Genomic DNA, 22,739 nt, shown 5'->3' on the forward strand with positions numbered 1-22,739 from the left:
ATAGATCTACTGTCGTGGACGTGGCTTTTGTGCTCGAAACCCAACGAAAAAGGAAGAAGCGCTCGGCCAACCAGCTCGGAGTCGCCGATTTGCCGGCCTGAGCTCTTGTCGCGCTATCCTGGCAATCCAAGGGGGAGTCCATGGCGTTTTGGTGGGTCAACCACAAGCAGACCCGCGAGCACGAAGTGCGCGGCGGCTACCTTTGGTCGCCCATGCGCAACGCCAACAACAGCTTCAACCAGACGTACGAGAACATGACGTACGTGCGTCCTGGGGATGTCGTTTTCTCCTATGCCAATGGGCGCATCGGCGCAATTGGACGGGTGACCGAAGCTGCGACCGTTAGCCCAAAGCCAGACGAGTTTGGAAGTGTTGGCGATTACTGGGCGAAGGAAGGATGGCTTGTCGGCGTCTATTTCTCAGACGCTCCAAAACCAATCCGTCCGAAGGCCCACATCGAATCAATTGCGCCCTTGTTGCCGGCGCGATACTCCCCAATTCAGCCCAACGGTAGGGGCAATCAGTTCTGCTACCTAGCGGGAATTTCCGACGCGCTCGGACACTTGTTGCTGGCGTTGCTCGACGTGGACGTGCTGCCCGATTTTTCGCTTCAGGCAACCCACATCCATTCTCCAGAACATGACGCCGAGATCCTCGACGACATCCACATCGTTGAGGTGGATGTTTCCATTCCGGAGACGCAGCGCCTGCAGCTAGCCAAGGCGCGCGTAGGCCAGGGACTTTTTCGTAAGCGTGTGATGTTGGTTGACCCTTATTGCCGGGTCACTGGAGTGCAAGATCCGCGTTTGCTCATTGCTAGCCATATAAAGCCTTGGCGAGACTCCTCCAATGCGGACCGCATCAACGGCTTCAACGGCATGATGCTTTCGCCGCACGTCGACGCGCTGTTCGACGAGCAGCTGATCTCCTTTGAAGACGATGGACAGATGCTTGTTCATCCCTCACTTCCAGGCGATGTGCTCGAGAGGTGGTCCATCAAGCGCCACGCGCGGGTCGGTGTGTTCAAAGGTGAGCAACGCCCCTACCTCGAACACCATCGAAAGGTCTTTTCCGCCAAGGTTGGATGACCGCCTGGTCTCCGAGCAACGCGGATAGCAAGAAGAAGGGCGGCCTAGGGCCGCCCTTCCGACGCAAACGTTGACAATTGGGCGCGCTATACCCCGATCGGATTCGGCTTCTCCGAGTCGATGTCGTACAGCTCGATCGCCTTCGTCACGTCCTTCAACGTCAGCACGCCCTCCACCGCGAGCGCCGCCACCGCCGCATGCGCGACGTGGTGCCGGCTGACCTCGAAGTGCCGGCGCAGGTTGGCGCGGGTGTCGCTGCGGCCGAAGCCGTCCGTGCCCAGCACCGTGTAGCGCATCGGCACATAGGCGCGGACCTGTTCCGGATACACTCGGATGTAATCGGTCGCGCAGATCGCCGGGCCTTCGCGGCCATCCAGCAGGCTGGTGATGTAGGGCGTACGCGGCTTCTTGGACTCCGGGTTCAGGCGGTTCCAGCGCACGGCGTCAGTCGCGTCGCGGGCCAGCTCGTTGAAGCTGGGGCAGGACCAGATGTCCGCCGTCACGCCGAAATCCTTCTCCAGCAGCTCGGCCGCGGCGATGACTTCGCGCAGGATCGTGCCGCTGCCCATCAGCTGGACGCGCTTCCCGCCCTTCTTCGCCTTGCCCCCGTCCTTCAGCAGGTACATGCCCTTGACGATGCCCACGGCCGCGCCCTCGGGCATGGCCGGGTGGCTGTAGTTCTCGTTCATCAGGGTCAGGTACCAGTACTCGTCGACCTGTTCCTCGAGCATGCGGCGCATGCCCTCCTGCAGCAGCACGGCGACCTCGTAGCTGAAGGTCGGGTCGTAGCTGCGGCAGTTAGGGATCAGGCCGGCCTGGACCATCGAGTGGCCGTCCTCGTGCTGCAGGCCCTCGCCATTGAGCGTGGTGCGGCCGGCGGTGGCGCCCAGCAGGAAGCCGCGCGAGCGCATGTCAGCCGCCTGCCAGGCGCTGTCGCCGATGCGCTGGAAGCCGAACATCGAGTAGTAGATGTAGAACGGCAGCATCTGCACGTCGTTGACGCTGTAGCTGGTGGCGCTGGCCATCCAGCTGGCGAATGCGCCCGCCTCGGTGATGCCTTCCTCCAGCACCTGGCCCGCCGCGTCCTCGCGGTAGTACATCAGCTGGTCGCGGTCGACCGGCTTGTACTGCTGGCCCTTGGGCGCATAGATGCCCAGCTGGCGGAACATGCCCTCCATGCCGAAGGTGCGCGCCTCGTCGGCGACGATCGGCACGCAACGCGGGCCCACCTGCTTGTCGCGCAGCACGATGTTCAGAGCCTGCACGAAGGCCATGGTGGTGCTGATCTCGCGCTCGCCGCTGTCCTTCATCAGGCGCTCGAACACCTCCAGCTTCGGCGCGTCGAGCGGCTTGCTCGCCTTGCGGCGGCGCTGCGGAAGGAAGCCGCCCAGCGCCTCGCGGCGCGACAGCATGTACTGCACTTCCTCCGAGTCCTTGCCCGGGTTGAAGAACGGGATCGCGCCGTCGGCCAGCTGCTTGTCGGTGACCGGGATGGCGAAGCGGTCGCGGAAGATCCGCACCGCCTCGTCGTCCATCTTCTTGGTGCCGTGGGTCGGGTTGAGCGACTCGCCGGCCTCGCCCATGCCGTAGCCCTTGACCGTCTTGGCCAGGATCACGGTGGGCATGCCCTGCGCGTTGTTCACCGCGTGGTGGTACGCCGCGTACACCTTGTGCGGGTCGTGGCCGCCGCGGTTGAGGCGCCAGATGTCCTCGTCGCTCATGTTGGCGACCATCTGCGCCGTCTCCGGGTACTTGCCGAAGAAGTTGTCGCGCGTGTACTTGCCACCGAACGCCTTGCAGTTCTGGTACTCGCCGTCGAGGGTCTCCATCATCAGCTGGCGCAGCTTGCCGGTGTGGTCGCGCGCCAGGAGCGGATCCCAGTAGCTTCCCCAGACCACCTTGAGCACGTTCCAGCCCGCGCCGCGGAACTGGCCCTCGAGCTCCTGGATGATCTTGCCGTTGCCGCGCACCGGGCCGTCCAGGCGCTGCAGGTTGCAGTTGATGACGAACACCAGGTTGTCCAGGCCCTCGCGGCCGGCGACCGACAGCGCGCCGAGGCTCTCGGGCTCGTCGGTCTCGCCGTCGCCGAGGAAGCACCAGACCTTGCGGTCGGACTTCGGCATCAGGCCGCGGGCTTCCATGTACTTCCAGTTGCGCGCCTGGTAGATCGCCGCGATCGGGCCCAGGCCCATGCTCACGGTGGCCGTCTGCCAGTAGTCCGGCATCAGCCACGGGTGCGGGTAGCTGGACAGGCCCTTGCCGCCGGTCTCCATGCGGAAGTTGTCGAGCTGCTCCTCGGACAGGCGGCCCTCGAGGAACGAGCGCGCGTAGATGCCAGGGGACGAGTGGCCCTGGATGTACAGCAGGTCGCCCGGGTGGTCCTCGGACGGGGCGCGCCAGAAGTGGTTGAAGCCGACGTCGTAGAGCGTCGCGGCCGAGGCGAAGCTGGCGATGTGGCCGCCCAGGTCGCCCGGCTTGCGGTTGGCGCGCACGACCATCGCCATCGCGTTCCAGCGGATCAGCGAGCGGATGCGCCACTCCATCGCGGCGTCGCCGGGGCTCTTGGCCTCCAGGGCCGGGGCGATGGTGTTGATGTATTCGGTGGTCGGCGCGAACGGCAGGTGGGCGCCGGCGCGGCGGGTGAGCGCGACCATGCCCTCGAGCAGCTGGTGCGCGCGGTCGGCGCCATCGTTGTCGATGACCGCCTTGATGGACTCGATCCACTCGCGGGTCTCGGTCGGATCGGGGTCGTTCTGCAGCAGTTCGTCGAACCAGTTCATGCGTGCTCCGCGCGGCATCCGGCCGCGCCCAGGGGGTCGTCAGTGGACCCCGGAGTTTAGCAGCCGGTCCGTACCCGGAAGGGGGCGACCGTACGGGTTCCGGGGCGGTCAATCCCGATCTGCGCATCCGCCCGTAGGAGCGCGCCTACGCGCGCGATTCCACCGTGGTCCGGGGCCCGCGGCGCAGGCCATTCGCGCGCGTAGGCGCGCTCCTACGGAGGGGGTTCGGGGTCGGGGGTGGGGTATCGTCGGGGGCCGCCGCCCACCGGAGTCCCGCATGAAATCCCGCGCCGCCGTCGCGTTCGCCCCCGGCAAGCCGCTGGAGATCGTGGAGATCGACGTCGCGCCGCCGAAGGCCGGCGAGGTCCTGGTCCGGATCCACGCCACCGGCGTGTGCCACACCGATGCCTTCACCCTCTCGGGTGACGACCCGGAGGGCGTGTTCCCGGCGGTGCTGGGCCACGAGGGCGGTGGCGAGGTGGTGGAGGTGGGCGAAGGCGTCACGTCGGTGAAGCCCGGCGACCACGTGATCCCGCTGTACACGGCCGAATGCCGCAAATGCAAATTCTGCCTGTCGGGCAAGACCAACCTCTGCCAGGCGGTGCGCGCGACGCAGGGCAAGGGGCTGATGCCGGACGGGACGACGCGGTTCTCGTACAAGGGCGAACCGATCTACCACTACATGGGCACCAGCACCTTCAGCGAGTACACGGTGGTGCCGGAGATCTCGCTGGCGAAGATCGACCCCGAGGCGCCGTTGGAGAAGGTCTGCCTGCTAGGCTGCGGCGTGACCACCGGGATCGGCGCCGTGCACAACACGGCCAAGGTGAAGGCAGGCGACACGGTCGCGGTGTTCGGGCTGGGCGGCATCGGCCTGGCGGTGATCCAGGGCGCGGTGCAGGCGAAGGCGGGGCGGATCATCGGCATCGACACCAACCCGGCCAAGTTCGAGCTGGCCAGGTCGATGGGTGCCACCGACGTGGTGAACCCGAAGGACCACGACCGGCCCATCCAGGACGTCATCGTCGAACTGACGGACGGCGGCGTGGACTTCAGCTTCGAGTGCATCGGCAACGTCGACGTGATGCGCGCGGCGCTGGAGTGCTGCCACAAGGGCTGGGGCGAGTCGGTGATCATCGGCGTGGCCGGCGCCGGGCAGGAGATCCGCACGCGGCCGTTCCAACTGGTGACCGGGCGGGTGTGGCGCGGCAGCGCGTTCGGCGGCGTGCGCGGGCGGACGCAGCTGCCGGGCATGGTCCAGCAGGCGATGCGCGGGGTGATCGACCTCGATCCGTTCATCACGCACGAACTGCCGCTGGAGCGGATCAACGAGGCGTTCGACCTGATGCATGCGGGCGAGTCGATCCGCACGGTCATCCGGTTCCAGTGGACGCCCTGATCGGTTCCCCCACCTGTCGTTCCGAGCGCAGCGAGGAACCTGCTTTTCGATCGGTGGTGGCGCAGGGATAGAAGGAAGAAGCAGGTCCCTCGCTGCGCTCGGGACGACAGGTGTTCGACACCGGAGGTTGGATGGAACGCATCGAGAATCACGCCTGTTTCGGCGGCTGGCAGGCGGTGTGGATGCACCGGTCCGACGCGACCGGCTGCGACATGCGCTTCGGCGTGTACCTGCCGCCGCAGGCCGCCCAGGGTCCGTGCCCGGTGCTGTACTGGCTCAGCGGGCTGACCTGCACCGAGCAGAACTTCATCACCAAGGCGGGCGCGCAGCGGCATGCAGCCGAGCACGGACTGATCCTCGTGGCGCCGGACACCAGTCCGCGCGGCGAGGACGTGGCGGATGCGGATCGTTACGACCTCGGCCAGGGCGCCGGGTTCTACGTCAATGCCACGGTCGATCCGTGGTCCCGCCACTACCGGATGCACGACTACGTGGTCGAGGAGCTGCCCGCGCTGGTGGACGCGCACTTCCCCACGACCACCGCGCGCGGGATCGCCGGCCATTCGATGGGCGGGCACGGCGCGCTGGTGCTGGCGCTGCGCAATCCCGGCATGTACCGGAGCGTGTCGGCGTTCTCGCCGATCGTGGCGCCGTCGCAGGTCCCCTGGGGCGAGCGGGCGTTCGGTGCGTACCTCGGCGACGACCGCGACACATGGCGGGCGTGGGATGCGGTCGAGCTCATCGGCTCGGCCAGGGAGCGGCTGCCGTTGCTCGTGGACCAGGGCGACGCGGACGACTTCCTCGCCGAACAGCTGCGCCCGGAACTGCTGCGGGCCGCGTGCGAATCGACGGGGCACCCGCTCGAGTTGCGGATGCAGCCGGGGTACGACCACAGCTACTACTTCATCGCCAGCTTCATCGGCGACCACGTCGCCCACCACGCCCGCGAATTGCTGTAGGAGCGCCTCTACAGGCGCGATGCCGCGCAAGGCGATCCTGCCGCGTGGATCAACCGATCGCGGTGGTCGAATCGATCGCGCCCATCGCGGGCGTAGGCCCGCTCCTACGGAGGGGGTGTGATGCCACGCGTAGGAGCGCCTCTACAGGCGCGATGCCGCGCAAGGCGATCCTGCCGCGTGGATCAACCGATCGCGGCGGTCGAATCGACCGCACCCATCGCGTGCGTAGGCCCGCTCCTACGGAGGGGGTGTGATGCCACGCGTAGGAGCGCCTCTACAGGCGCGATGCCGCGCAAGGCGATCCTGCCGCGTGGATCAACCGATCGCGGCGGTCGAATCGACCGCGCCCATCGCGGGCGTAGGCCCGCTCCTACGGAGGGGATGTGGCGCCACCCGTAGGAGCGCATCTACAGGCGCGATCCCGCGCAAGACGACCGTGCCGCGTGGATCGAACCGATCGCAGCGGTCGAATCGACCGCGCCCATCGCGGGCGTAGGCCCGCTCCTACGGAGGGGATGTGGCGCCACCCGTAGGAGCGCATCTACAGGCGCGATCCCGCGCCGAATGATCGTGCCGCGCGGATCGAGCCGGCTGCGGCCATCACGGGCAGGGGGCCCATGCCTACGGGCGCGCGGGTGACTTCACTGCACGGCGTGTTCGGCCAGCAACAGGTCGGTGTAGGCGAAGCGGCCGTCGCGCAGCACGGTCTCGCCGCGCTCGAGCGGAATGGCGTGCTCGAACATCGGCCCGGCATGCACGCAGGTGTGGAACTCGCCGTTCTCGCCGCACGGATCGACTTCCGGCGGCAGGTCGCCGAAGAGCGCGGGCGCGAAGTCACGTCCGGCGAACGACGCGTCCAGCTGCTCGGTGTCCACGCAGCACACGATCGCGCGCAGCCCGCCCGCGTGCATCCGGCCCGCGAGCCGTGTGGTGTCGCTGTCGAACAGGGGGAACAGCGAACCCCAGCCCAGCCGCGCGCAGAGCGCCTCGCGGTAGGCGCGGACGTCGGCCAGCAGCAGGTCGCCGAACGCGATGACCCGGCACTCGGGCCAGACGAACCCCGCGCGCTCGAGCGCACCGGCGAAGGCCCGCTCGTAGACCTCGTTGTTCGCGCGCCTGGGAATCCGCGCCTCGACCAGCGGCAGGCCCGCCGCCTCGGCCTGCGCGTGGAGCACGTCGGTGCGGATGCCCTGCATCGCGACGCGCTCGTATCCCTCGGTGACGGTGGTCAGCAGCCCCACCACCTCGATGTCCGGTTGCCCCCGCAGGACATGCAACGTCCATGCGGCGTCCTTTCCACCGCTCCAGCTCAGGAGGATCTGTTGCATGGCTCGGCTCCCCAGCCACGCCGGCACGGCGCCGGCAGTCCAGTCGCACCAGTCGAGGCGTCCCGCGTGGGCCGCCCCTGGAGCGTCATCTTCGACATCCCGGCCTCCAGCGCCCGTGCCGAGGAGGGCGGCGCGGGAGAAGGCTGCGAGCTTCCATTGTCGTCATGTCGTGCGTCCGCTGGAACCACGCGGGCGGGTGAACCCGGCGGTGTCCGGTGGCGTGGCGTGATGGCGTTGGGGACTGTGTCCCGCGTCGCGGGGCAGCAGGGGCCGATCCGGGGGACGGAGAATCGGCATGGCGCACATGCCCGTGCTCGCGATCGGGCGGGACGCCGCATGGCGGACCCGGATGCAGCGCCTGCTCGCCCTGCGCGGCGACGTGGACTGGCTGGGCGCGTTCGCGCCCGCCGAGCCACGCCGGGCCCGCGGCGGACCGGCCGACGTGCTGCTGCTGGACGGCGACGACCCCGCCATCGACCGCGCGCCGCGCCGCCCGTACCAGCCATCGCCACGCCGGGTCTACTTCTTCCGCCACCCGGACCTGCGCGCGCTCGAGCGGTGCGGGCGTGCCCTGGCGCACGGGTGCCTGGACAAGCTCGCGCCTGCGGAAGCCATCCTGATGACGGTGCACGCGGTCGAAGTGGACCTGTGCGTCATCTCGCCGCCCCTGCTGCACCAGCTGGCCAATGCGGTCGATCCGCTGGCCTGGCGCTTGGGCGGCCCCGGGAGCGGGCTCACCCCGCGGCAGCTGGAGATCCTGCGCTGGGCGTCGGCCGGCCTGAGCAACAAGCAGATCGCGCGCCGCTTGGGCATCAGTCCGGAGACGGTCAAGAGCCACCTGCATGCCGCCTTCCAGCGCGAAGGCGTGACCGGCCGCGCGGCGCTGGTGGCGCGGGCACTCGGCATCGACGCGCGCGAGGGGACGCCGCCGGTGCGACCGGCCGTCCGGCCGCCGCGCTAGCGGGCCGACACGTCGCGCAGCTCCCAGGCGTTGCCCGCGAGCAGCCGCATGCGGTGGCGCAGGATGTCGCCCGGGATGGTGGAGCGCACGATCAGGTCGATCTCCAGGTCGTCCTGCGCGCCCTCGACGGTGGCCACCGGATCGGTCGCGCCCAAGGCCGGGTCGACCTGGTCGGGATCCTCCTGCGCGGCGCGCCAGCGCTCGAACAGCGCCGTGGTGCGCAGCGCGTCCTGCAACTGCGCGGCGAACTCGTCCGCGCCCCGGGCGGTGAAGGCGATCGCCGGATCGTTGCCGCGCGCGCGCGACGGGTCCGGCAGGGCCAGGTGGAAGCGGGCCATGTGGCGTTCCTTCGTTGGACTGCGCGCGAGCCTAGCGCGATCGCCGCCGGATGCGCGGTGAAGAGCGCGGCCGATCGTCTTCCGCCCCTGCAGGTGCGGGGCTCGCACCGCGACCCCTTTCTCCGCGAATCCGACCGGCGCGGGGTCGCGCCCCGAGGTGCGCTCCTACGGAAATCGGGTGCCGGGGGTTCGCTTCCACCGTAGGAGCGGGCCTACGCCCGCGATGACCGCGGCCGGCTGGATGGACGCGATCGTTTCGGTCGACGCGCCAAGGGTCGGCTTCGCGCCTGTAGAGGCGCTCCTACGGCGGGCGGGGCGGGGGCTCAGTGGCCGTGCAGGGCGTGGGCCCCGCCCTTCGGGCAATGGCTGGGGACGGTGGGGCCGAACTGGAGGCCGAACGACTGGCCGGCGCCGTGGCGCTGCCAGTAGAACGACGGCGCCGGCGTCCCGCGGTTGCCGATCTCCGCCATGCCGGCGGCGACATCGAACAGCCGCCCGTCCACCATCACGTAGCGGGTGTCGTCGGTGGCCCGGATGTCCTCGAGCGGATTGGCGTCGAGCACCACCAGGTCCGCCTGCTTGCCCACCTCGATCGAGCCGATGCCGTCGGCCAGGCCGAGGTAGTCCGCGCCGTCGATGGTGGCCGCGCGCAGCGCCTCGAAGTTCGAGAAGCCGCCCTGGGTGAGCATCCAGATCTCCCAGTGCGTGGCCAGGCCCTGCAGCTGGCCGTGGCCGCCGACCTGGATCTTCACCCCCGCGTCCCGCAGGGTCTTCGCCGCCTTCGCGACCTCGACGTGCCAGTAGTCCCAGTCCGGCGCCACCTCGCGGCGGATGCTGCGCGCATCCAGCGTCTCGCGCGGGAAATAGCGATTGAGCTTGGCGTCATTCCACACGTCGTCGCGCGCGTACCACCAGTACTCGCCGGACAGGCCGCCGTAGCTGACCACCAGCGTGGGCGTGTTGCGCACGTCGGTCGCCGACCACAGCTTCAGCACGTCGTCGTGCAGCGGCGCCACCGGGATGTTGTGCTCGATGCCGGTGGCGCCGTCCAGCACCATCGTCATGTTGTGGTGGAAGGTGCTGCCGCCCTCCTCCACCACCAGCATGCCCAGCTCGCGCGCGGCCTGGTTGATCTGCTGGCGCTGCTCGCGCCGGGGCTGGTTGTAGCTCTTGACCGAGAAGGCGCCGTTGGCCTGCATGCGGCGCAGGTGCGCGCGCGCGTCGTCCAGCGAATCGACCACGACCTTGTAGCTGCCGTCGGCGCCGTAGAGGATCGACCCGGTGGAGAAGATGCGCGGGCCGACCAGCTTGCCGGCACGCTGCAGCTCGGCCTGCGAGAACACGAACTCGGTGGTCGCCGAGGGGTCGTGCATCGTGGTGATGCCGAACGCGAGGTTGGCGTAGTAGGCCCAGTTCTGCTGCGGCACCACGCCCTGGCCGAAGTGCGCGGCGTGCGCGTGCACGTCGATGACGCCCGGGATGATCGTCTTGCCGCTGGCGTCGATGGTGCGGGCACCCGCCGGCACGTCCACCGTGCCCGCCGGGCCGACCGCGACGATGGTGTCGCCGCGGACCACCACGGTGCCCGCCTCGATCACTTCTTGGCGCTGTTCCGCGTCGCGCATGGTGACGATGCGCGCGTTGGTGAAGGCGATGGTGTCGGCCGGCGCGTCGCCTTCCACGGTCAGGCCGACCGGGACGCCGCGCGCGTCGGCGACCGCCGGCAGTTCGGCCGGCGCACCGGGCAGGAACGCGAAGCTGTCCGACAGCGCGCGGGAGAAATAGCGGTCGCCGACCATCCAGTGCAGCGACTTCGAATCGCCCGACCAGTGCAGGTAGCTGCCGACGTCGCCGCTGATCCGGGTCACCGGCAGCGCCTTGGCGTCCTTGCCCAGTTCCACCGCGGTGCCGGTGTCCACCAGCGGCGTGACGTAGGCGTTGAACAGCTCGGTGAACGCCACCCACTTGCCGTCCGGGCTCACGCTGACCGCATCGACGTACTTGAGGTTGTAGACCTCGCGCGGGTCCTCGCCGTGCAGGCCGACGGACATCAGCTTCTTCTCCATGCCGTTGCCGGCGAGGTAGTACACGCGGCTGCCGTCCGCCGAGAACTGCGGGGACTGGCCGTCGTCGGCCACCTTCACCGCCGCGCCGCCGCGCGCGGGCATCACGTACACGCCCCGGTCGCCGGACCACAGGCTGCCGGTCAGGCCGCCGCCGCCCGAACGCGCGTACACGATTCGGCTGCCATCGGGCGAGAAGCGCGGGTGGTAGTAGAAGCCGGGCTGCGTGGTGAGCTTGCGGCGGCCGCCGCCGTTCGCGTCCATCACGTGGATCGCGCCCTGGTCGGCGTCCGACCACGTGGTGTAGAGCAGCCGGCGTCCATCGGCGCTGAAGCTCGGTTCGTACTCGTGCACGCCCGTGTCGCCGGTGAGGCGCCGCGGCGCGCCGTCGGGCAGCGACTTGCGCCACAGCTGGCCGACGGCATGGAACACGAGCGTGCGGCCGTCCGGTCTGGTGGCCACGTCGCGGATCATCTTCGGGGCGAAGTCGCCCTCGGGGATGGCCTGCTCGAAGCGCAATGGTTCGGTGACGACCTGCTCGACCTGCGCGGTGAACGGGATCGCGCGCGCCTGACCCGAGGCGACGTCAACGCGCCACAGGCCACCCTGGGCCCAGATCACCACGGCCCTGGCGTCCGGCGTCCACGCATAGCCGGTGTACGGCCCGAAGATCGCCCAGGCCTCCTGCTGGTCGTGGCTGAGCCCGTCCCACACCGGGCGCACCGCGCCGCTGTCCAGGTCCATCACGTGCAGCACCGACTTCTCGCGCACGCGCTTGACGAAGGCCAGCTGCCTGCCGTCGGGCGAGGGTTGCGGGCGCACGGCGCCGCCCGGCGTGGCGATGATCGTCTCGACCTTGCCGGTCTCGCGGTCCAGGCGCTTGACCGCATAGATCACGCCATGCGGGTTCTTGTTGTATTCGAAGGTCTCGCCGCCGCTGACGTCCTCGGAGAAATACACGTACCGGCCATCGGGGGAGACCGCCGGTTCGCCCAGGTCCTGCTGGTCGTTCTTGCGCTTGGTGAGCTGCAGGCCGGCGGTCGCGCCGCCCTCGACGCCGCTGGCGTGGTACAGCCAGAGTTCGCCCGCCCCCAGCGAGCGCTGCGAGGTGAAGTGCTTGCGGCCGATCAGGAACCGGCCGTCCGGCGTCCAGGCGGGCGTGTTGAGCAGGCGGAAGTCCTCCTTGGTCACCTGCACCGGATCGGTGCCGTCCGCGTCGATGCGCCAGAGGTTGTTGCCGCCGCCGCGGTCGGAGGTGAAGGCCAGTTCGCTGCCGTCCGGCGACCAGCGGGGCTGGACGTCCCACGCCGGCCCGGAAGTGACCCGGGTCGCCTCGCCGCCGCCGATCGGCAGCAGGTAGAGGTCGCCCAGCAGCGAGAAGGCGATGCGACGGCCGTCGGGCGAGACGTCCAGGTCCATCCAGGTGCCTTCGTCCACCGTGAACCGGACCGTCTTCGTGGGACCGTGCGGCGCGCCGACGTCCCATTCGGCCGGCGCGTCGCCGTCGTCGGTCTTGCGGACGCCGCTGGCGGTGGCCAGCGGCGCGGGGGCCGGGTCGTGGCCGACGGGGTCGAGCGCGTCCTGTTCGAGCTCCTCTCGCTCTTCCCGTGGCTCCGCATCCTCGACGGGGGGTTGCGGGGCGGGATCCTGGGCGAACGCGGGGACGGCAAGGGCCGCGCACAGGGCCAGCGCGAGCAGGGAGCGGGTCGGGGTCATGACGGGATCGCGGACGGAAAGTCCCGCAGCCTACCCGTCGGCGCCGCGCACGCCGTAGGCCGGAAGTCCCGCCCGACCGGACGGAGCACGCGGAACTGGCGATCGCCCGATCGCGCCCCGCGGTGCGCTCCTACGGGGAGTCCGGCCGTTGTAGGCGCGGGGCTTGCACCGCGATGGGCCTGACCCGCGTCACCCGGGTCCAACGCATCGTTCAGTCGAACGCGTGCGGCTCGGCTGCGAACCCGACGACCACCGCCCCCTTGCCCACGTTCACCATGCCGGTGAGGCTCATCACGCTCTCGAACAGTTCGACGTCGTGCGCCCGGCATGCCGCGTGCAACTCCTGGTAGCCGGGCATCTGCCGCAGCGTCGACAGCTCGCCGCCGTAGGACACGCACATCGTCGGCGTCAGCAGCCCGGACGCGACGCGCCGTGCGGCGAACTCGAACAGGCGCTGCACCGCGGCTTCGAAGCCCTTGATCTTCGCGACCGGGCCGGTCTCGCCGCGGTTGCAGTGCAGGACGGGCTTGATGTCCAGCGCGCTGCCGAGCGCGGCGCTGAGCAGGCCCACGCTGCGGTCGCCCTTCTTCCGGGCGCGGGCACGCAGGTAGTACAGGTCGGGCGGCACCAGGTAGCCGTGGGTGTTGATGGCCAGGTGCTCGAGGCGCGCGCGGATCTTCGGCGCGCTCTCGCCGGCGTCGCGCATGCGCACCGCCTCGACCGCGGTCACGCCCTGCGCGGCGAACAGGTTCTGCGTGTCGACCACCCGCAGCGCGAACGGCGTGTCGTGCCCGGCCTTCGACCGCACCGGCCGGTAGTCGTTGAGGATCGCGAAGCTGGCCTGCTGCGCGTTGTCGTGGATCGGGCTGCGCGACTTCGTGATCGTCATGCAGAACACGTAGTCGTAGTCGATGACCAGGCGGTCGAGGAACAGGTCGTGGATCTGCTGGACGGTGAAGGGCATGGTCTCCGCCCCGGCGCCGTGTTCGGCGACGTGGGCGTGGAGGAACTCGAGCGTCGCCTCCTCGTTGCGCTGGTCCGCGAGCACGGCATCGCCGATCCGGACCGTGATTGGCAGGATCGTGATGTCGTGCGCATCGAAGAACGCGCGCGGCAGGTCGCAGGCCGAATCGACCACCAGTCCGATGCGCATGGACTACCCCCGCTTGGTTCTGGGCTGCACTCCGGGTCAACGGAATCCGGCGCGCCCTCGGGACGCGCCGGACGGGTTGCCTCAGCCGCCGGCGGAATACGCGCGGGGCAGCTCGCCGCGCTCGCGGTCGGGGCTGCGCAGGTAGCGGTCGCGCAGTTCGGTCTGGCGGCTGTGCATGGGCACGGGACGGCCGTCGAACCAGGCCTGGCGCGCGATGCTGGCGACATCCAGCGGGTCGCCGCTCCACAGCACAAGGTCGGCGCGCTGGCCCGGCGCGATCGTGCCCAGCGCGCCGGCCACGCCGAAGGCGGCCGCCGGCACGCGCGTCAGGCCGGCCAGGCCCGCCTCCCACGGCAGGCCGTTGGCCACCGCGTTGCCCGCGAGCTGGCGCATCTTCCGCGCGTTGTGCGAACTGTCGCCCGCTTGGGTGAAGCCGACCCGCACGCCGGCGGCGTGGAGGCGCGCGGCGTTCTCGAGCGTGGCCCCGAGCTGGTCGAAGCTGCCGGGCAGGTTCGCCAGCGGATCGACGAACACGGGTACGCCGGCCGCCGCGAGGCGCGGCGCGAGCTTCCAGGCTTCGGCGCCGCCGGAGATCGCGATCGAGACCCCGTGCCGGTCGGCCCAGCGCAGCAACTGGTGGATGTCGGCGGCGCGGTGCACGTTCACGACCACGCGGCCGTCGCCGTCGAGGTAGCGTCGCAGCGCGTCGCGGCCCGCCGGCGTGAGCAGCGAATGGCGCGAGTCGGCGGAAATGCGGCCACGCGCCTCGTCGACCAGCTGGTCGAGCAGCATCCACTGCGCGGCGCGCGAGTTGCCGGTCAGTTCCGAGGCGCCGCCGCCGAGCGAGACGAACAGCAGCGGGGGGCCGGCCGGATCGACCGACCCGTCCAGCCGCATCGCGGCACCCTGCCCGCCGACGATCGAACCGCCAGTGGCGCTGCCCGCGCCGAGCACGGTCCAGCCGATGCCTTCGACGCGCGCAACCGGCACCAGGCTCGAGGCCGGGTTGTAGGCGAGCGTGACGTCGAACTCCGGCCGCACGGTCATCGCGCTGTTGGCCGCGCCGAGCGCCAGCGTGGCGTCCGACGTCGGGGCCTCGGCCGAGACCTCCTCGATGCCGATGCCGGTGATGCCACCGAACAGCGTCGGCGTGAGCGGCAGGCCGCCGGCCTCGACCACCTGCGCGCCGTCGGGGGCCTCCAGCCCGGTGCCGACGGCGGCGATGCGCCCGTCGCGCACCAGCACGTCGGCGCCCTGCAGGGTGCCGCGGTCGGTGGCGGTGTGGACGGTGGCGTTGCGGACCAGGAACGTGCCGCCGGCGGGGGCGGCGTCCTGGGCGATGGCGCTGCCGGTGGCGAGCGTGGCGGCGAGGAGCAGGTTCCTCACTGCGTTCGGAACGACAGTGGTTTCGCCCCCCCGCCTGTCGTCCCGAGTGCGAAGCGCGAGGGACCTGCTGTTGGCAGCGTGGCGGGAAAGCAGGTTCCTCACTGCGTTCGGAACGACAGCTTGGGCATTCGGAACGACAGCCTGGTCGGCGGCGTCGCGTCCTCCCCTGTCGTCCCGAGCGCGAAGCGCGAGGGACCTGCTGTTGGCGACGTGGCGGGAAAGCAGGTGCCTCACTGCGTTCGGAACGACAGCGTGGAGGGCGGAAGCGGCATGCACGCGGGTCATTGCACGCCTCCCCGGCCGGCGCCGTTGCCGAGCATGAAATCGGACATCGGCTGGCGCGATGGATCGTTGCGGTCGTACACGCGGGCGCCGTCGATCCAGACCTGCTCGGCCTTCGCGTACACGCTGAACGGGTTGCCGTTCCACAGCACCACGTCGGCGCGCTTGCCGGGCGCCAGCGTGCCGGTCTCGTCGAGCACGCCGAGCGCGCGCGCGGGGTTGGCGGTGATCCAGCGCACGGCATGCTCGGGCGTGATGGCCATGCCCATGCGGCCCGCGTCGGCGATCACCTTGGCGGCTTCCTGGTTGAGCCGCTGGATGCCCTCGGCCGAATCCGAGTGCACGATCGCGCAGCCGCCCGCGGGGCGGTCGACCAGCGCGATGTTGCCCTGGATGCCGTCGTAGGCCTCCATCTTGAAGCCCCACCAGTCGGCCCACAGCGCGCCGCACACGCCTTCCGTGGCCAGGCGGTCGGCGAGCTTGTACGCCTCCACGCCGTGGTGGAAGGCGGCGACCTTGAAGCCGAACTCGTCGGCGAGGTCGAGCATCGTCGCCATCTCGTCGGCGCGGTAGCAGTGGATGTGCACCAGGATGTCGCCGTCCATCGCGGCGGCGAGCGTGTCGAGCTTGAGGTCGCGCTTGCCGGGCTCCTTGCCCCCGCGCTTGCGCCTGTACTCGCTCGCGTCGATGAACGCGGCGCGGTAGCCGGCGACGTTGCCCATGCGGGTGGCGGGGCCGCCCTTCTGGCCATAGACGCGCTTGGGGTTCTCGCCGCAGGCCATCTTCAGGCCCCATGGTGCATCCGGGAACTTCATCGCCTGGTAGGTCGTGGCCGGCACGTTGCGCAGCGTCACGCCGCGGCCGCCGACCAGGTTCGCGCTGCCGGGCAAGACCTGCATCGTGGTCACGCCGCCGGCCAGCGCCGTGGCGAAACCCGGATCCTGCGGCCACACCGAATGCTCGGCCCAGACATTGGGCGTGGTCGGCGCGGTGATCTCGTTGCCGTCGCTGTGCGCGGCGACGCCCGGGCTGGGGTACACGCCCAGGTGCGAGTGCACGTCGATCAGCCCGGGGGTGACCCACTTGCCGGTGCCGTCCACGCGGACCGCGTCGGCGGGGACGTCCAGGCCGGTGCCGACGGCGACGATGCGGCCGCCGCGCATCAGCACGTCGGCGCCGTCGAGGCGGCGGCCGTCGCCGTCGAGCACGGTCGCGCCGGCCACCAGCACGGGTGGCGCGGCGATCGGCACGTAGGTGCTGGGATACGGATCGTCGGTGAAGGCGGTGGACGGCGCGTCCGGCGGGGCGTCGTCGCGCGCCTGGGTGCCCGCGCAGCCGACGAGCAGCACGCCGGCCAGGGCGAGGGTCAAGGGTCGAAGCATCGGTGGTCTCCCCGGTGGAACGGGCACCGTAGCAGCGCACCGCGCGTGCGGACCCTGACGATGGTCATGGTCGGGCGTGCGCTTGGTCGCCGCCCGCGCAAGGGCCATGATGTCGGCCGGCCAACGCGGGACGACGGACATGGCGACGGCGGCGGAGATCGTCGGTTTCTGGCGGGACGCGGGGTACGGCAAGTGGTTCGCGAAAGACGGCGCCTTCGACGCGGAGATCCGCCGGCGGTTCCTGGACGACCACCATGCCGCCGCGCGGCGCGAGCACGACGCCTGGCTCGACGGGGCCGAGGGCGCGCTCGCGCTGGTGCTGCTGCTCGACCAGTTCCCGCGCAACCTGTTCCGCGACTCGGCCCATGCGTACGCGACCGATCCGCTGGCGCGGCACGTGGCCGACCGGGCGATCGCAGCGCGGCACGACCAGGCGTTCGAGCCGGCGTTGCGGGGCTTCTTCTACCTGCCCTTCGAGCACGCCGAGAACATGACCGACCAGGCGCGGTCGGTGTCCCTGTTCCGTGCGCTGGGCGAGGACGCCTACCTCGACTACGCGATCCGGCACCGCGACGTCATCGCGCGGTTCGGCCGGTTCCCCCACCGCAACCGCGAACTCGGCCGCGACAACACGCCCGACGAGCAGGCCTGGCTGGACACCGGCGGCGGGTTCTGACGGCGGGCAACCCCTCGTAGGAGCGCCTCTACAGGCGCGATCCGACGCGAATACAGGTCCCGCACGGGCGAACGATCGCGGGCGTAGGCCCGCTCCTACGGGAAATCACCGCGAATGTGGACCCACGTAGGAGCGCCTCTACAGGCGCGATCCGGCGCGATCCGGTGCAAATGATCACGCGCGGGCGACCGATCGCGGGCGTAGGCCCGCTCCTACGGGAAATCACCACGAATGTGGACCCTCGTAGGAGCGCCTCTACAGGCGCGATCCGGTGCGAATGGTCACGCACGGGCGACCGATCGAGGGCGTAGGCCCGCTCCTACGGGGCGCATGGGACGACGCCGCGGATCAGTACTTCGCGACGCCGCCATCGACGTCGGCCCAGGCGTCGATGCCGCCCGCGACGTTGTAGACCTCGGTGAAGCCGCGCTGGCGGAAATGCTCGGCGGCCTGCCCGCTGCGGCCGCCGTGGTGGCACAGGAACGCGAGCGCGGTGTCCTTCGGCAGCAGCTCGAGCCCGGCCAGGCCGTCGCCATCCAGCGTACGCACCTCGACCGGCGCGGCGGACAACGCCCGCTCGTCCGCCGGGCGCACGTCGACCAGCACCAGCGTGCCGGCCTTCACGCGCTCGGCGACCTCGTCCGGCGCCAGGTCCTTCACCTTCGGCGGCGCGTTCGGGTTCTCGATCACCAGGCCGCGGCCGCGGATGTCGTCGACCCAGTCGATCTTCAGGCCGCGCGCGCGCTGCGCGCTGGCCAGGTCGAACTGGGCGCGCACGCCGTCGACCTCGGTGGCGATCGCGTTGCCGTCGACCGGCGCCAGCTGCAGGCGCGCGTTGAACTGCGGATCGACGGCGACCTGCAGCGCGTAGCCCTCGCCCGCGTTGGCGATCGACTCGCGCAGCATCTTCGCCGCCTCGGGCGTGATGGTGATCGCCGGCGGCGTGCGGTCCGGCGCCTCGACGCCGAGTGCGGCGTGCAGTTCGCCCGAGTTGGCCATCTGCTCGATGATGTCGCTGCCGCCGACCAGCTCCCCGCCGATGTACAGCTGCGGGATCGTCGGCCACTGGCCGTATTCCTTGATGCCCTCGCGGATGGCCTGGTCGGCCAGCACGTTCACGTGCGCGTACTCGACGCCGAGCGCGTCCAGGGTGCCCGCGGCCTTGGCGGAGAAGCCGCACTGCGGCGCCCCCGGCTCGCCCTTCATGAACAGGACGATCTGGTTGGTGTGGAGCAGCGTCTGGATGCGCTCGCGCAGGGCGGGATCGAGGGCCATGGATTCGGTCCGGGTACGGCGGGGGACCGCGCATTTTACCGGGCCGGACGCCATGCCGCTTCCGCTGGCATCATGCGCGGCGATGGCCAGCGCCCCGTCCGTTCAGCCCCGACCGCCGCGGCGCCCGCATGCGTGGGCCTGGCTGTTCGCGGCGTCGCAGGCGCTGGTCGCGCTGATCTGGTGGCGGATGGGGTGGCAGGTCGGACTCCCGACCCTGCTGCTGTCGCACCTGCCCCTGCTCTGGGGCACGTTCGTGCCGGGCTCGCGGCTGTTCAGCCCGGTGCTGCGGCGGCTGTCGACCGACGAGAAGCTGGCCTGGCTGACGATCGACGATGGCCCGTCGGACGACACCGCTGCAATCCTCGACCTGCTCGACACGCACGACGCGAAGGCGACGTTCTTCCTGGTCGGCGAGCGCGCCGCGCGCCGACCGGACCTGGTGCGCGAGATCGTCCGCCGCGACCATGGCATCGGCAACCACAGCATGCGCCACCCGCAGGCCTGGTTCTGGGCGCTTGGCCCGCGCCGGATGCGCGCGGAGGTGGCCGAGGCGCAGGCGACGCTCACGTCGCTGGCCGGCGAACCACCACGCTGGTTCCGCGCCGTGGTCGGCATGGCCAACCCGTTCACCGCCGCGGCGATCGCCCCGCATGGCCTCACGCGCGTCGCGTGGACCGCGCGCGGCTACGACGCGGTGGATGGCGATCCGGAGCGCAGCGCGGCGCGGATCATCCGCGACATCACGCCGGGCGCGATCGTGCTGCTGCACGAGGGCGCGCGGCACGGCCGCAACGTCGAACAGTTGCGCGTGCTCCTGGAACGCCTGGGTCCGGCGGGATACCGCTGCGTCTTGCCGGTCGTGGCGGCTTCCGGCCGCGTCCCCGGCGAGCCGGGCTTTGGACAGGCGGCCGCGGACACGCGCTGACGCGGTCGAATCGCGCCTAGCGCGACGCCACGATCCGCCAGTTGTTGAAGGGCGTGCCGGCGTGCAGCGGCGTGAACTCGGCGCGCAGGCCGGCGGCTTCGAACCGCACGCGCAACGTGTCGGCGTCCGGGTAGCGCTTCGGCCCGGCGTTCATCCATCCGAGGATGCGCGAGAACGCATCGATCCGCCGCGTCGTGCGGGCGCGCGCGCTGCCATCCTCCAGGCCCGTGCGGATGACCAGCCGGCCACCGGGCGCGAGCATCGCGACCGCCGCGTCCAGGATCGCGTCCTGGACGTCGGGCGGCACGAACTGCAGCACGTCGAGGATGGCCACGCTGCCCGCGTGCGGCGGCGGGCCGTCGGACAGGTCCATGAGGTCGAATCGCACGTCCCGCAGCCCGGCACGCCCGGCCGCCCGCCGCGCCTGCGCGACCTTCGGCGCGTCGTTGTCCACGCCGCGGTACGGCATCGCCAGGCCGGCGCCGCGCAGCGCATGCGCCAGCAGGCCGATGCCGCAGCCCAGGTCCAGCAGGGGCGCCTCGCTGCCGCGCAGCGCATCGACCACGCCCGGGTACAGCGGATCGGTGCGCAGCTTGATGCGCGCGTAGTGGTAGTGCCAGCGATTGCCGAGCGCGCGCGCCGGCAGGAAGGCCCGGGCGATGCGGGACGCCTCGGCGGCGTCGAGGGCGCGGCCGGTCACTGGTGCATCAACGCCCGGGCGATCGGCAGCGCCGCCTCCATCCACAGCGCGTACATCTGCGCCGATGGGTGCAGTCCGTCCTCGACCAGCATCGCGGGCTCGTGCCCGTAGGTCCGACTGATACCGGTGACGTCGACGAAGGCCACGGAATGGCTCGCGCACACGTCGCGCGCCGCGGCGTTGAATGCATCGATCTCCGCGCCCACGGTCGCGGGATCGCGCCCCTGTTCCTCCGCGAACGGCGTCACGCCCCAGTCCGGGATCGACAGCACCATCACCCGGTCCGCGCGCCCGCCCGCCAGGCCGATGGCGCGCCCGAGCAGTCGCTCGAACTCGCTCCTGTAGTCGGCGACCGAGCGTCCCCGGTACTGGTTGTTCACCCCGATCTGCAGGCTGACGAACTGCCACTGGCCGAGCGGCTCCTCCATGTCCATCGCGGAGGACAGCTCGTCGGTGGTCCAGCCGGTGGTGGCGATGATGCGCGGGTCGGGCATCTGCACGCCTTCCTCGCGGAGCGCGCGCGCCAGCCGCACCGGCCAGCGGTTGGACAGGGGCACGCCCTCGCCGATGGTGTAGCTGTCCCCGAGCGCCAGGTAACGCATCGCGTCAGGCGATCGCCACGCGGCGCGTCTCATCGGCCGCGGCGTGGCGGGCCAGCACGCGGTCGATGCGCGCGAACACTTCGCGCAGCACGCCGGGCTCGGGCAGCAGCGTCACGCGGAAATGGTCGCGCCAGGGCACGTTGAAGCTCGAGCCGGGGACCACCAGCACGCCCTCGTCCTCGAGCAGGCGCAGGGCGAACGCGTGGTCGTCGAAGCCCTCCGCCGCCTCGCCGACGACCCGCGGGAATGCGTAGAGCGCGCCGGCCGGCGCGACCAGCGACAGGTGCGGGCTCGCGTCGCAGGCCTCGACCACCACGCGCCGGGCCTCGTGCAGCCGGCCGCCCGGCGCGCACAGCGCGCCGATCGAATCCTCGCCGTGCAGCGCGGCCTCGACCGCGAACTGGCCCGGCACGTTCGCGCACAGGCGCAGCGCGCCGAGCAGGTCCATCGCATGGTGGAAATCGCCGCTGGCGACCGGGTCGCCGGACAGCACCGCCCAGCCCACGCGCCAGCCACAGGCGCGGTGCACCTTCGACAGGCCGCCGAAGCTGACGCACGGCAGGTCGCCGGCCAGCGGCGCGACGGGCTGGAACGCGGCGCCGTCGTAGGTGATGCCGTCGTAGATCTCGTCGCACAGCAGGAGCAGGCGGTGCTTCGCCGCGACCGCCACGATGCGTTCGAGCAGCCCACGCGGATACACCGCGCCGGTCGGGTTGTTCGGATTGATCAGGACGATCGCGCGGGTGCGCGGCGACACGCGCGCGGCGATCTCGTCCGGGTCGGGCAGGAAGCCCTGGTCGGGCTGGCAGCGGTAATAGACCGGCCGGCCGTCGTTGAGGATGGTGGCCGCGCTCCACAGCGGGTAGTCGGGCGACGGCAGCAGCACCTCGTCGCCCGGGTTGAGCAGCGCGCGCAGCGACAGGTCGATGAGTTCGCTGACGCCGTTGCCGACGAACACCCGTTCGGGCGAGGCATTCGGCGTGCCGCGTGCCCGGTGGAACGCGGCCACCGCCTCGCGCGCCGCGGGCAGGCCCTGCTGGTGCGTGTACGGGTCGGTGTCGTGGATGTGGTCGGCGATGGCCCGCTGCAGGTGCGGCGGCGCGCGGAAGCCGAACGCGCCCGGGTTGCCGATGTTGAGCTTGACCAGCGTCCGGCCGGCGGCCTCCAGCTCGCGGGCCCGCCGGGCGAGTTCGCCACGGATCTCGTAGCGGACTTCGGAGAGGCGTTCGCGGGTCCTCAGGGTGGCCATCGGCGGTGCTGCGGGTCTTGGAGGGAGCGCCAGCCTACTGGAATCGGCCCCAAGCCGCGCCCGCGCGCGAGCCCTACCGCCGGACCCGGCGCAGCGCGACCGCGGCCAGCAGCGCGAAGCCGAATTCCCAACCGAGGGCGGCCAGGAAGAAGGGCAACGGCGGCCCCCCGCCCAGCAGGGCGAACGCCCGCGCAAGGCCGGTGCACAGGTTCACCAGCAGCACCAGCCACAGCCCGGGCCGGTACCAGTCCGCGCGCATCGCGCATAGCAGCAGGAACGCGCCCAGGCCGATCTCGCCCCCGCCATAGAAGGCGCGCAGCTCCAGCGGGATCGCCGAGCCCTCGATCGAGCCGCCCAGGCCCAGCAGGGGCTCGAGCGGGTCGAGGAAGAACCAGATGCCGAACCCGATGAAGCTCAGGCCCGACAGCAGCAGGACAAGGGTGGCCAGGCGGGGCATGCCCGGACGCTGCACGCCGC

At 70.8% G+C, this 22,739-nt stretch carries 18 protein-coding genes; 6 read left to right on the top strand and 12 right to left on the bottom strand.

Going from position 1 to position 22,739, the window contains the following annotated elements:
* The first annotated feature begins 140 nt into the window (after positions 1 to 140).
* Positions 141 to 1,088 (top strand): HNH endonuclease, encoded by a 948-nt coding sequence (locus ACYU7H_RS04770; protein ID WP_460812896.1) that lies wholly within the window; start codon positions 141 to 143, stop codon positions 1,086 to 1,088.
* A gap of 86 nt (positions 1,089 to 1,174) precedes the next feature.
* Here the strand turns inward: ACYU7H_RS04770 and aceE are convergent, their stop codons facing one another.
* Complete coding sequence (gene aceE / locus ACYU7H_RS04775) at positions 1,175 to 3,868, bottom strand: pyruvate dehydrogenase (acetyl-transferring), homodimeric type (RefSeq protein WP_460812897.1); 2,694 nt, start codon at positions 3,866 to 3,868, stop codon at positions 1,175 to 1,177.
* A gap of 277 nt (positions 3,869 to 4,145) precedes the next feature.
* Between aceE and ACYU7H_RS04780 the strand changes: the two genes are divergently transcribed.
* Positions 4,146 to 5,267: an S-(hydroxymethyl)glutathione dehydrogenase/class III alcohol dehydrogenase gene (locus tag ACYU7H_RS04780; RefSeq protein ID WP_460812899.1), complete on the top strand. Its 1,122-nt coding sequence runs from the start codon at positions 4,146 to 4,148 to the stop codon at positions 5,265 to 5,267.
* Positions 5,268 to 5,398: 131 nt separating this feature from the next.
* Positions 5,399 to 6,226: an S-formylglutathione hydrolase gene (fghA, locus tag ACYU7H_RS04785; protein ID WP_460812901.1), complete on the top strand. Its 828-nt coding sequence runs from the start codon at positions 5,399 to 5,401 to the stop codon at positions 6,224 to 6,226.
* A gap of 641 nt (positions 6,227 to 6,867) precedes the next feature.
* On the opposite strand, the gene ACYU7H_RS04790 is transcribed toward fghA, so the two are convergent.
* Positions 6,868 to 7,554 (bottom strand): Dph6-related ATP pyrophosphatase, encoded by a 687-nt coding sequence (locus ACYU7H_RS04790; RefSeq protein WP_460812903.1) that lies wholly within the window; start codon positions 7,552 to 7,554, stop codon positions 6,868 to 6,870.
* 295 nt (positions 7,555 to 7,849) lie between these two features.
* On the opposite strand from ACYU7H_RS04790, the gene ACYU7H_RS04795 reads away from it, so the two are divergent.
* Positions 7,850 to 8,515, top strand: coding sequence for a helix-turn-helix transcriptional regulator (locus ACYU7H_RS04795; protein ID WP_460812905.1), 666 nt, complete (start codon positions 7,850 to 7,852; stop codon positions 8,513 to 8,515).
* On the opposite strand, the gene ACYU7H_RS04800 is transcribed toward ACYU7H_RS04795, so the two are convergent.
* The 5 genes from ACYU7H_RS04800 to ACYU7H_RS04820 all read right to left on the bottom strand — a co-directional run bounded on the left by ACYU7H_RS04800 (position 8,512) and on the right by ACYU7H_RS04820 (position 16,835).
* Positions 8,512 to 8,853 (bottom strand): hypothetical protein, encoded by a 342-nt coding sequence (locus ACYU7H_RS04800; protein ID WP_460812907.1) that lies wholly within the window; start codon positions 8,851 to 8,853, stop codon positions 8,512 to 8,514. The two genes, ACYU7H_RS04795 and ACYU7H_RS04800, sit on opposite strands and share 4 nt — an antisense overlap.
* 323 nt (positions 8,854 to 9,176) lie before the next feature.
* Positions 9,177 to 12,632, bottom strand: a complete 3,456-nt coding sequence (locus ACYU7H_RS04805) for an amidohydrolase family protein (protein ID WP_460812908.1) — start codon at positions 12,630 to 12,632, stop codon at positions 9,177 to 9,179.
* 211 nt (positions 12,633 to 12,843) lie between these two features.
* The gene (locus tag ACYU7H_RS04810; protein WP_460812909.1) at positions 12,844 to 13,785 is read right to left on the bottom strand and encodes a DegV family protein; all 942 of its coding nucleotides are present in this window, start codon (positions 13,783 to 13,785) and stop codon (positions 12,844 to 12,846) included.
* Between the two features lie 81 nt (positions 13,786 to 13,866).
* Positions 13,867 to 15,171 carry an amidohydrolase family protein gene (locus tag ACYU7H_RS04815; RefSeq protein WP_460812911.1) on the bottom strand — a complete coding sequence of 435 codons (1,305 nt, stop codon included), beginning with the start codon at positions 15,169 to 15,171 and terminating at the stop codon, positions 13,867 to 13,869.
* Between the two features lie 281 nt (positions 15,172 to 15,452).
* Positions 15,453 to 16,835, bottom strand: coding sequence for an amidohydrolase (locus ACYU7H_RS04820; protein ID WP_460812912.1), 1,383 nt, complete (start codon positions 16,833 to 16,835; stop codon positions 15,453 to 15,455).
* 139 nt (positions 16,836 to 16,974) lie between these two features.
* Between ACYU7H_RS04820 and ACYU7H_RS04825 the strand changes: the two genes are divergently transcribed.
* The gene (locus tag ACYU7H_RS04825) at positions 16,975 to 17,511 is read left to right on the top strand and encodes a DUF924 family protein (protein WP_460812913.1); all 537 of its coding nucleotides are present in this window, start codon (positions 16,975 to 16,977) and stop codon (positions 17,509 to 17,511) included.
* A gap of 348 nt (positions 17,512 to 17,859) precedes the next feature.
* Here the strand turns inward: ACYU7H_RS04825 and grxD are convergent, their stop codons facing one another.
* On the bottom strand, positions 17,860 to 18,786 hold the full coding sequence (gene grxD, locus ACYU7H_RS04830; protein ID WP_460812915.1) for a Grx4 family monothiol glutaredoxin: 927 nt from the start codon (positions 18,784 to 18,786) through the stop codon (positions 17,860 to 17,862).
* An 82-nt stretch (positions 18,787 to 18,868) separates the two neighbouring features.
* Between grxD and ACYU7H_RS04835 the strand changes: the two genes are divergently transcribed.
* The gene (locus ACYU7H_RS04835) at positions 18,869 to 19,711 is read left to right on the top strand and encodes a polysaccharide deacetylase family protein (protein ID WP_460812916.1); all 843 of its coding nucleotides are present in this window, start codon (positions 18,869 to 18,871) and stop codon (positions 19,709 to 19,711) included.
* Positions 19,712 to 19,727: 16 nt separating this feature from the next.
* Here ACYU7H_RS04835 and ACYU7H_RS04840 read toward each other — a convergent pair whose 3' ends face one another.
* The 4 genes from ACYU7H_RS04840 to ACYU7H_RS04855 form a co-directional block, all read right to left on the bottom strand.
* Positions 19,728 to 20,411 carry a class I SAM-dependent methyltransferase gene (locus tag ACYU7H_RS04840; RefSeq protein ID WP_460812918.1) on the bottom strand — a complete coding sequence of 228 codons (684 nt, stop codon included), beginning with the start codon at positions 20,409 to 20,411 and terminating at the stop codon, positions 19,728 to 19,730.
* The gene (locus tag ACYU7H_RS04845; protein WP_460812920.1) at positions 20,408 to 21,013 is read right to left on the bottom strand and encodes an SGNH/GDSL hydrolase family protein; all 606 of its coding nucleotides are present in this window, start codon (positions 21,011 to 21,013) and stop codon (positions 20,408 to 20,410) included. The genes ACYU7H_RS04840 and ACYU7H_RS04845 overlap by 4 nt, the downstream gene beginning before the upstream one ends.
* Before the next feature lie 4 nt (positions 21,014 to 21,017).
* Complete coding sequence (locus ACYU7H_RS04850) at positions 21,018 to 22,262, bottom strand: pyridoxal phosphate-dependent aminotransferase (RefSeq protein ID WP_460812922.1); 1,245 nt, start codon at positions 22,260 to 22,262, stop codon at positions 21,018 to 21,020.
* Between the two features lie 73 nt (positions 22,263 to 22,335).
* Positions 22,336 to 22,719 (bottom strand): DUF4345 family protein, encoded by a 384-nt coding sequence (locus ACYU7H_RS04855; protein ID WP_460812924.1) that lies wholly within the window; start codon positions 22,717 to 22,719, stop codon positions 22,336 to 22,338.
* Between the last annotated feature and the right edge of the window lie 20 nt (positions 22,720 to 22,739).

The organism is Luteimonas pelagia, assembly GCF_054776035.1.

Coding starts and splice junctions, on each gene's coding strand:
- ACYU7H_RS04770 (WP_460812896.1), top strand. CDS start 141: ATGGCGTTTTGGTGGGTCAACCACAAGCAGACCCGCGAGCACGAAGTG.
- aceE (WP_460812897.1), bottom strand. CDS start 3,868: ATGAACTGGTTCGACGAACTGCTGCAGAACGACCCCGATCCGACCGAG.
- ACYU7H_RS04780 (WP_460812899.1), top strand. CDS start 4,146: ATGAAATCCCGCGCCGCCGTCGCGTTCGCCCCCGGCAAGCCGCTGGAG.
- fghA (WP_460812901.1), top strand. CDS start 5,399: ATGGAACGCATCGAGAATCACGCCTGTTTCGGCGGCTGGCAGGCGGTG.
- ACYU7H_RS04790 (WP_460812903.1), bottom strand. CDS start 7,554: ATGCAACAGATCCTCCTGAGCTGGAGCGGTGGAAAGGACGCCGCATGG.
- ACYU7H_RS04795 (WP_460812905.1), top strand. CDS start 7,850: ATGGCGCACATGCCCGTGCTCGCGATCGGGCGGGACGCCGCATGGCGG.
- ACYU7H_RS04800 (WP_460812907.1), bottom strand. CDS start 8,853: ATGGCCCGCTTCCACCTGGCCCTGCCGGACCCGTCGCGCGCGCGCGGC.
- ACYU7H_RS04805 (WP_460812908.1), bottom strand. CDS start 12,632: ATGACCCCGACCCGCTCCCTGCTCGCGCTGGCCCTGTGCGCGGCCCTT.
- ACYU7H_RS04810 (WP_460812909.1), bottom strand. CDS start 13,785: ATGCGCATCGGACTGGTGGTCGATTCGGCCTGCGACCTGCCGCGCGCG.
- ACYU7H_RS04820 (WP_460812912.1), bottom strand. CDS start 16,835: ATGCTTCGACCCTTGACCCTCGCCCTGGCCGGCGTGCTGCTCGTCGGC.
- ACYU7H_RS04825 (WP_460812913.1), top strand. CDS start 16,975: ATGGCGACGGCGGCGGAGATCGTCGGTTTCTGGCGGGACGCGGGGTAC.
- grxD (WP_460812915.1), bottom strand. CDS start 18,786: ATGGCCCTCGATCCCGCCCTGCGCGAGCGCATCCAGACGCTGCTCCAC.
- ACYU7H_RS04835 (WP_460812916.1), top strand. CDS start 18,869: ATGGCCAGCGCCCCGTCCGTTCAGCCCCGACCGCCGCGGCGCCCGCAT.
- ACYU7H_RS04845 (WP_460812920.1), bottom strand. CDS start 21,013: ATGCGTTACCTGGCGCTCGGGGACAGCTACACCATCGGCGAGGGCGTG.
- ACYU7H_RS04850 (WP_460812922.1), bottom strand. CDS start 22,262: ATGGCCACCCTGAGGACCCGCGAACGCCTCTCCGAAGTCCGCTACGAG.
- ACYU7H_RS04855 (WP_460812924.1), bottom strand. CDS start 22,719: ATGCCCCGCCTGGCCACCCTTGTCCTGCTGCTGTCGGGCCTGAGCTTC.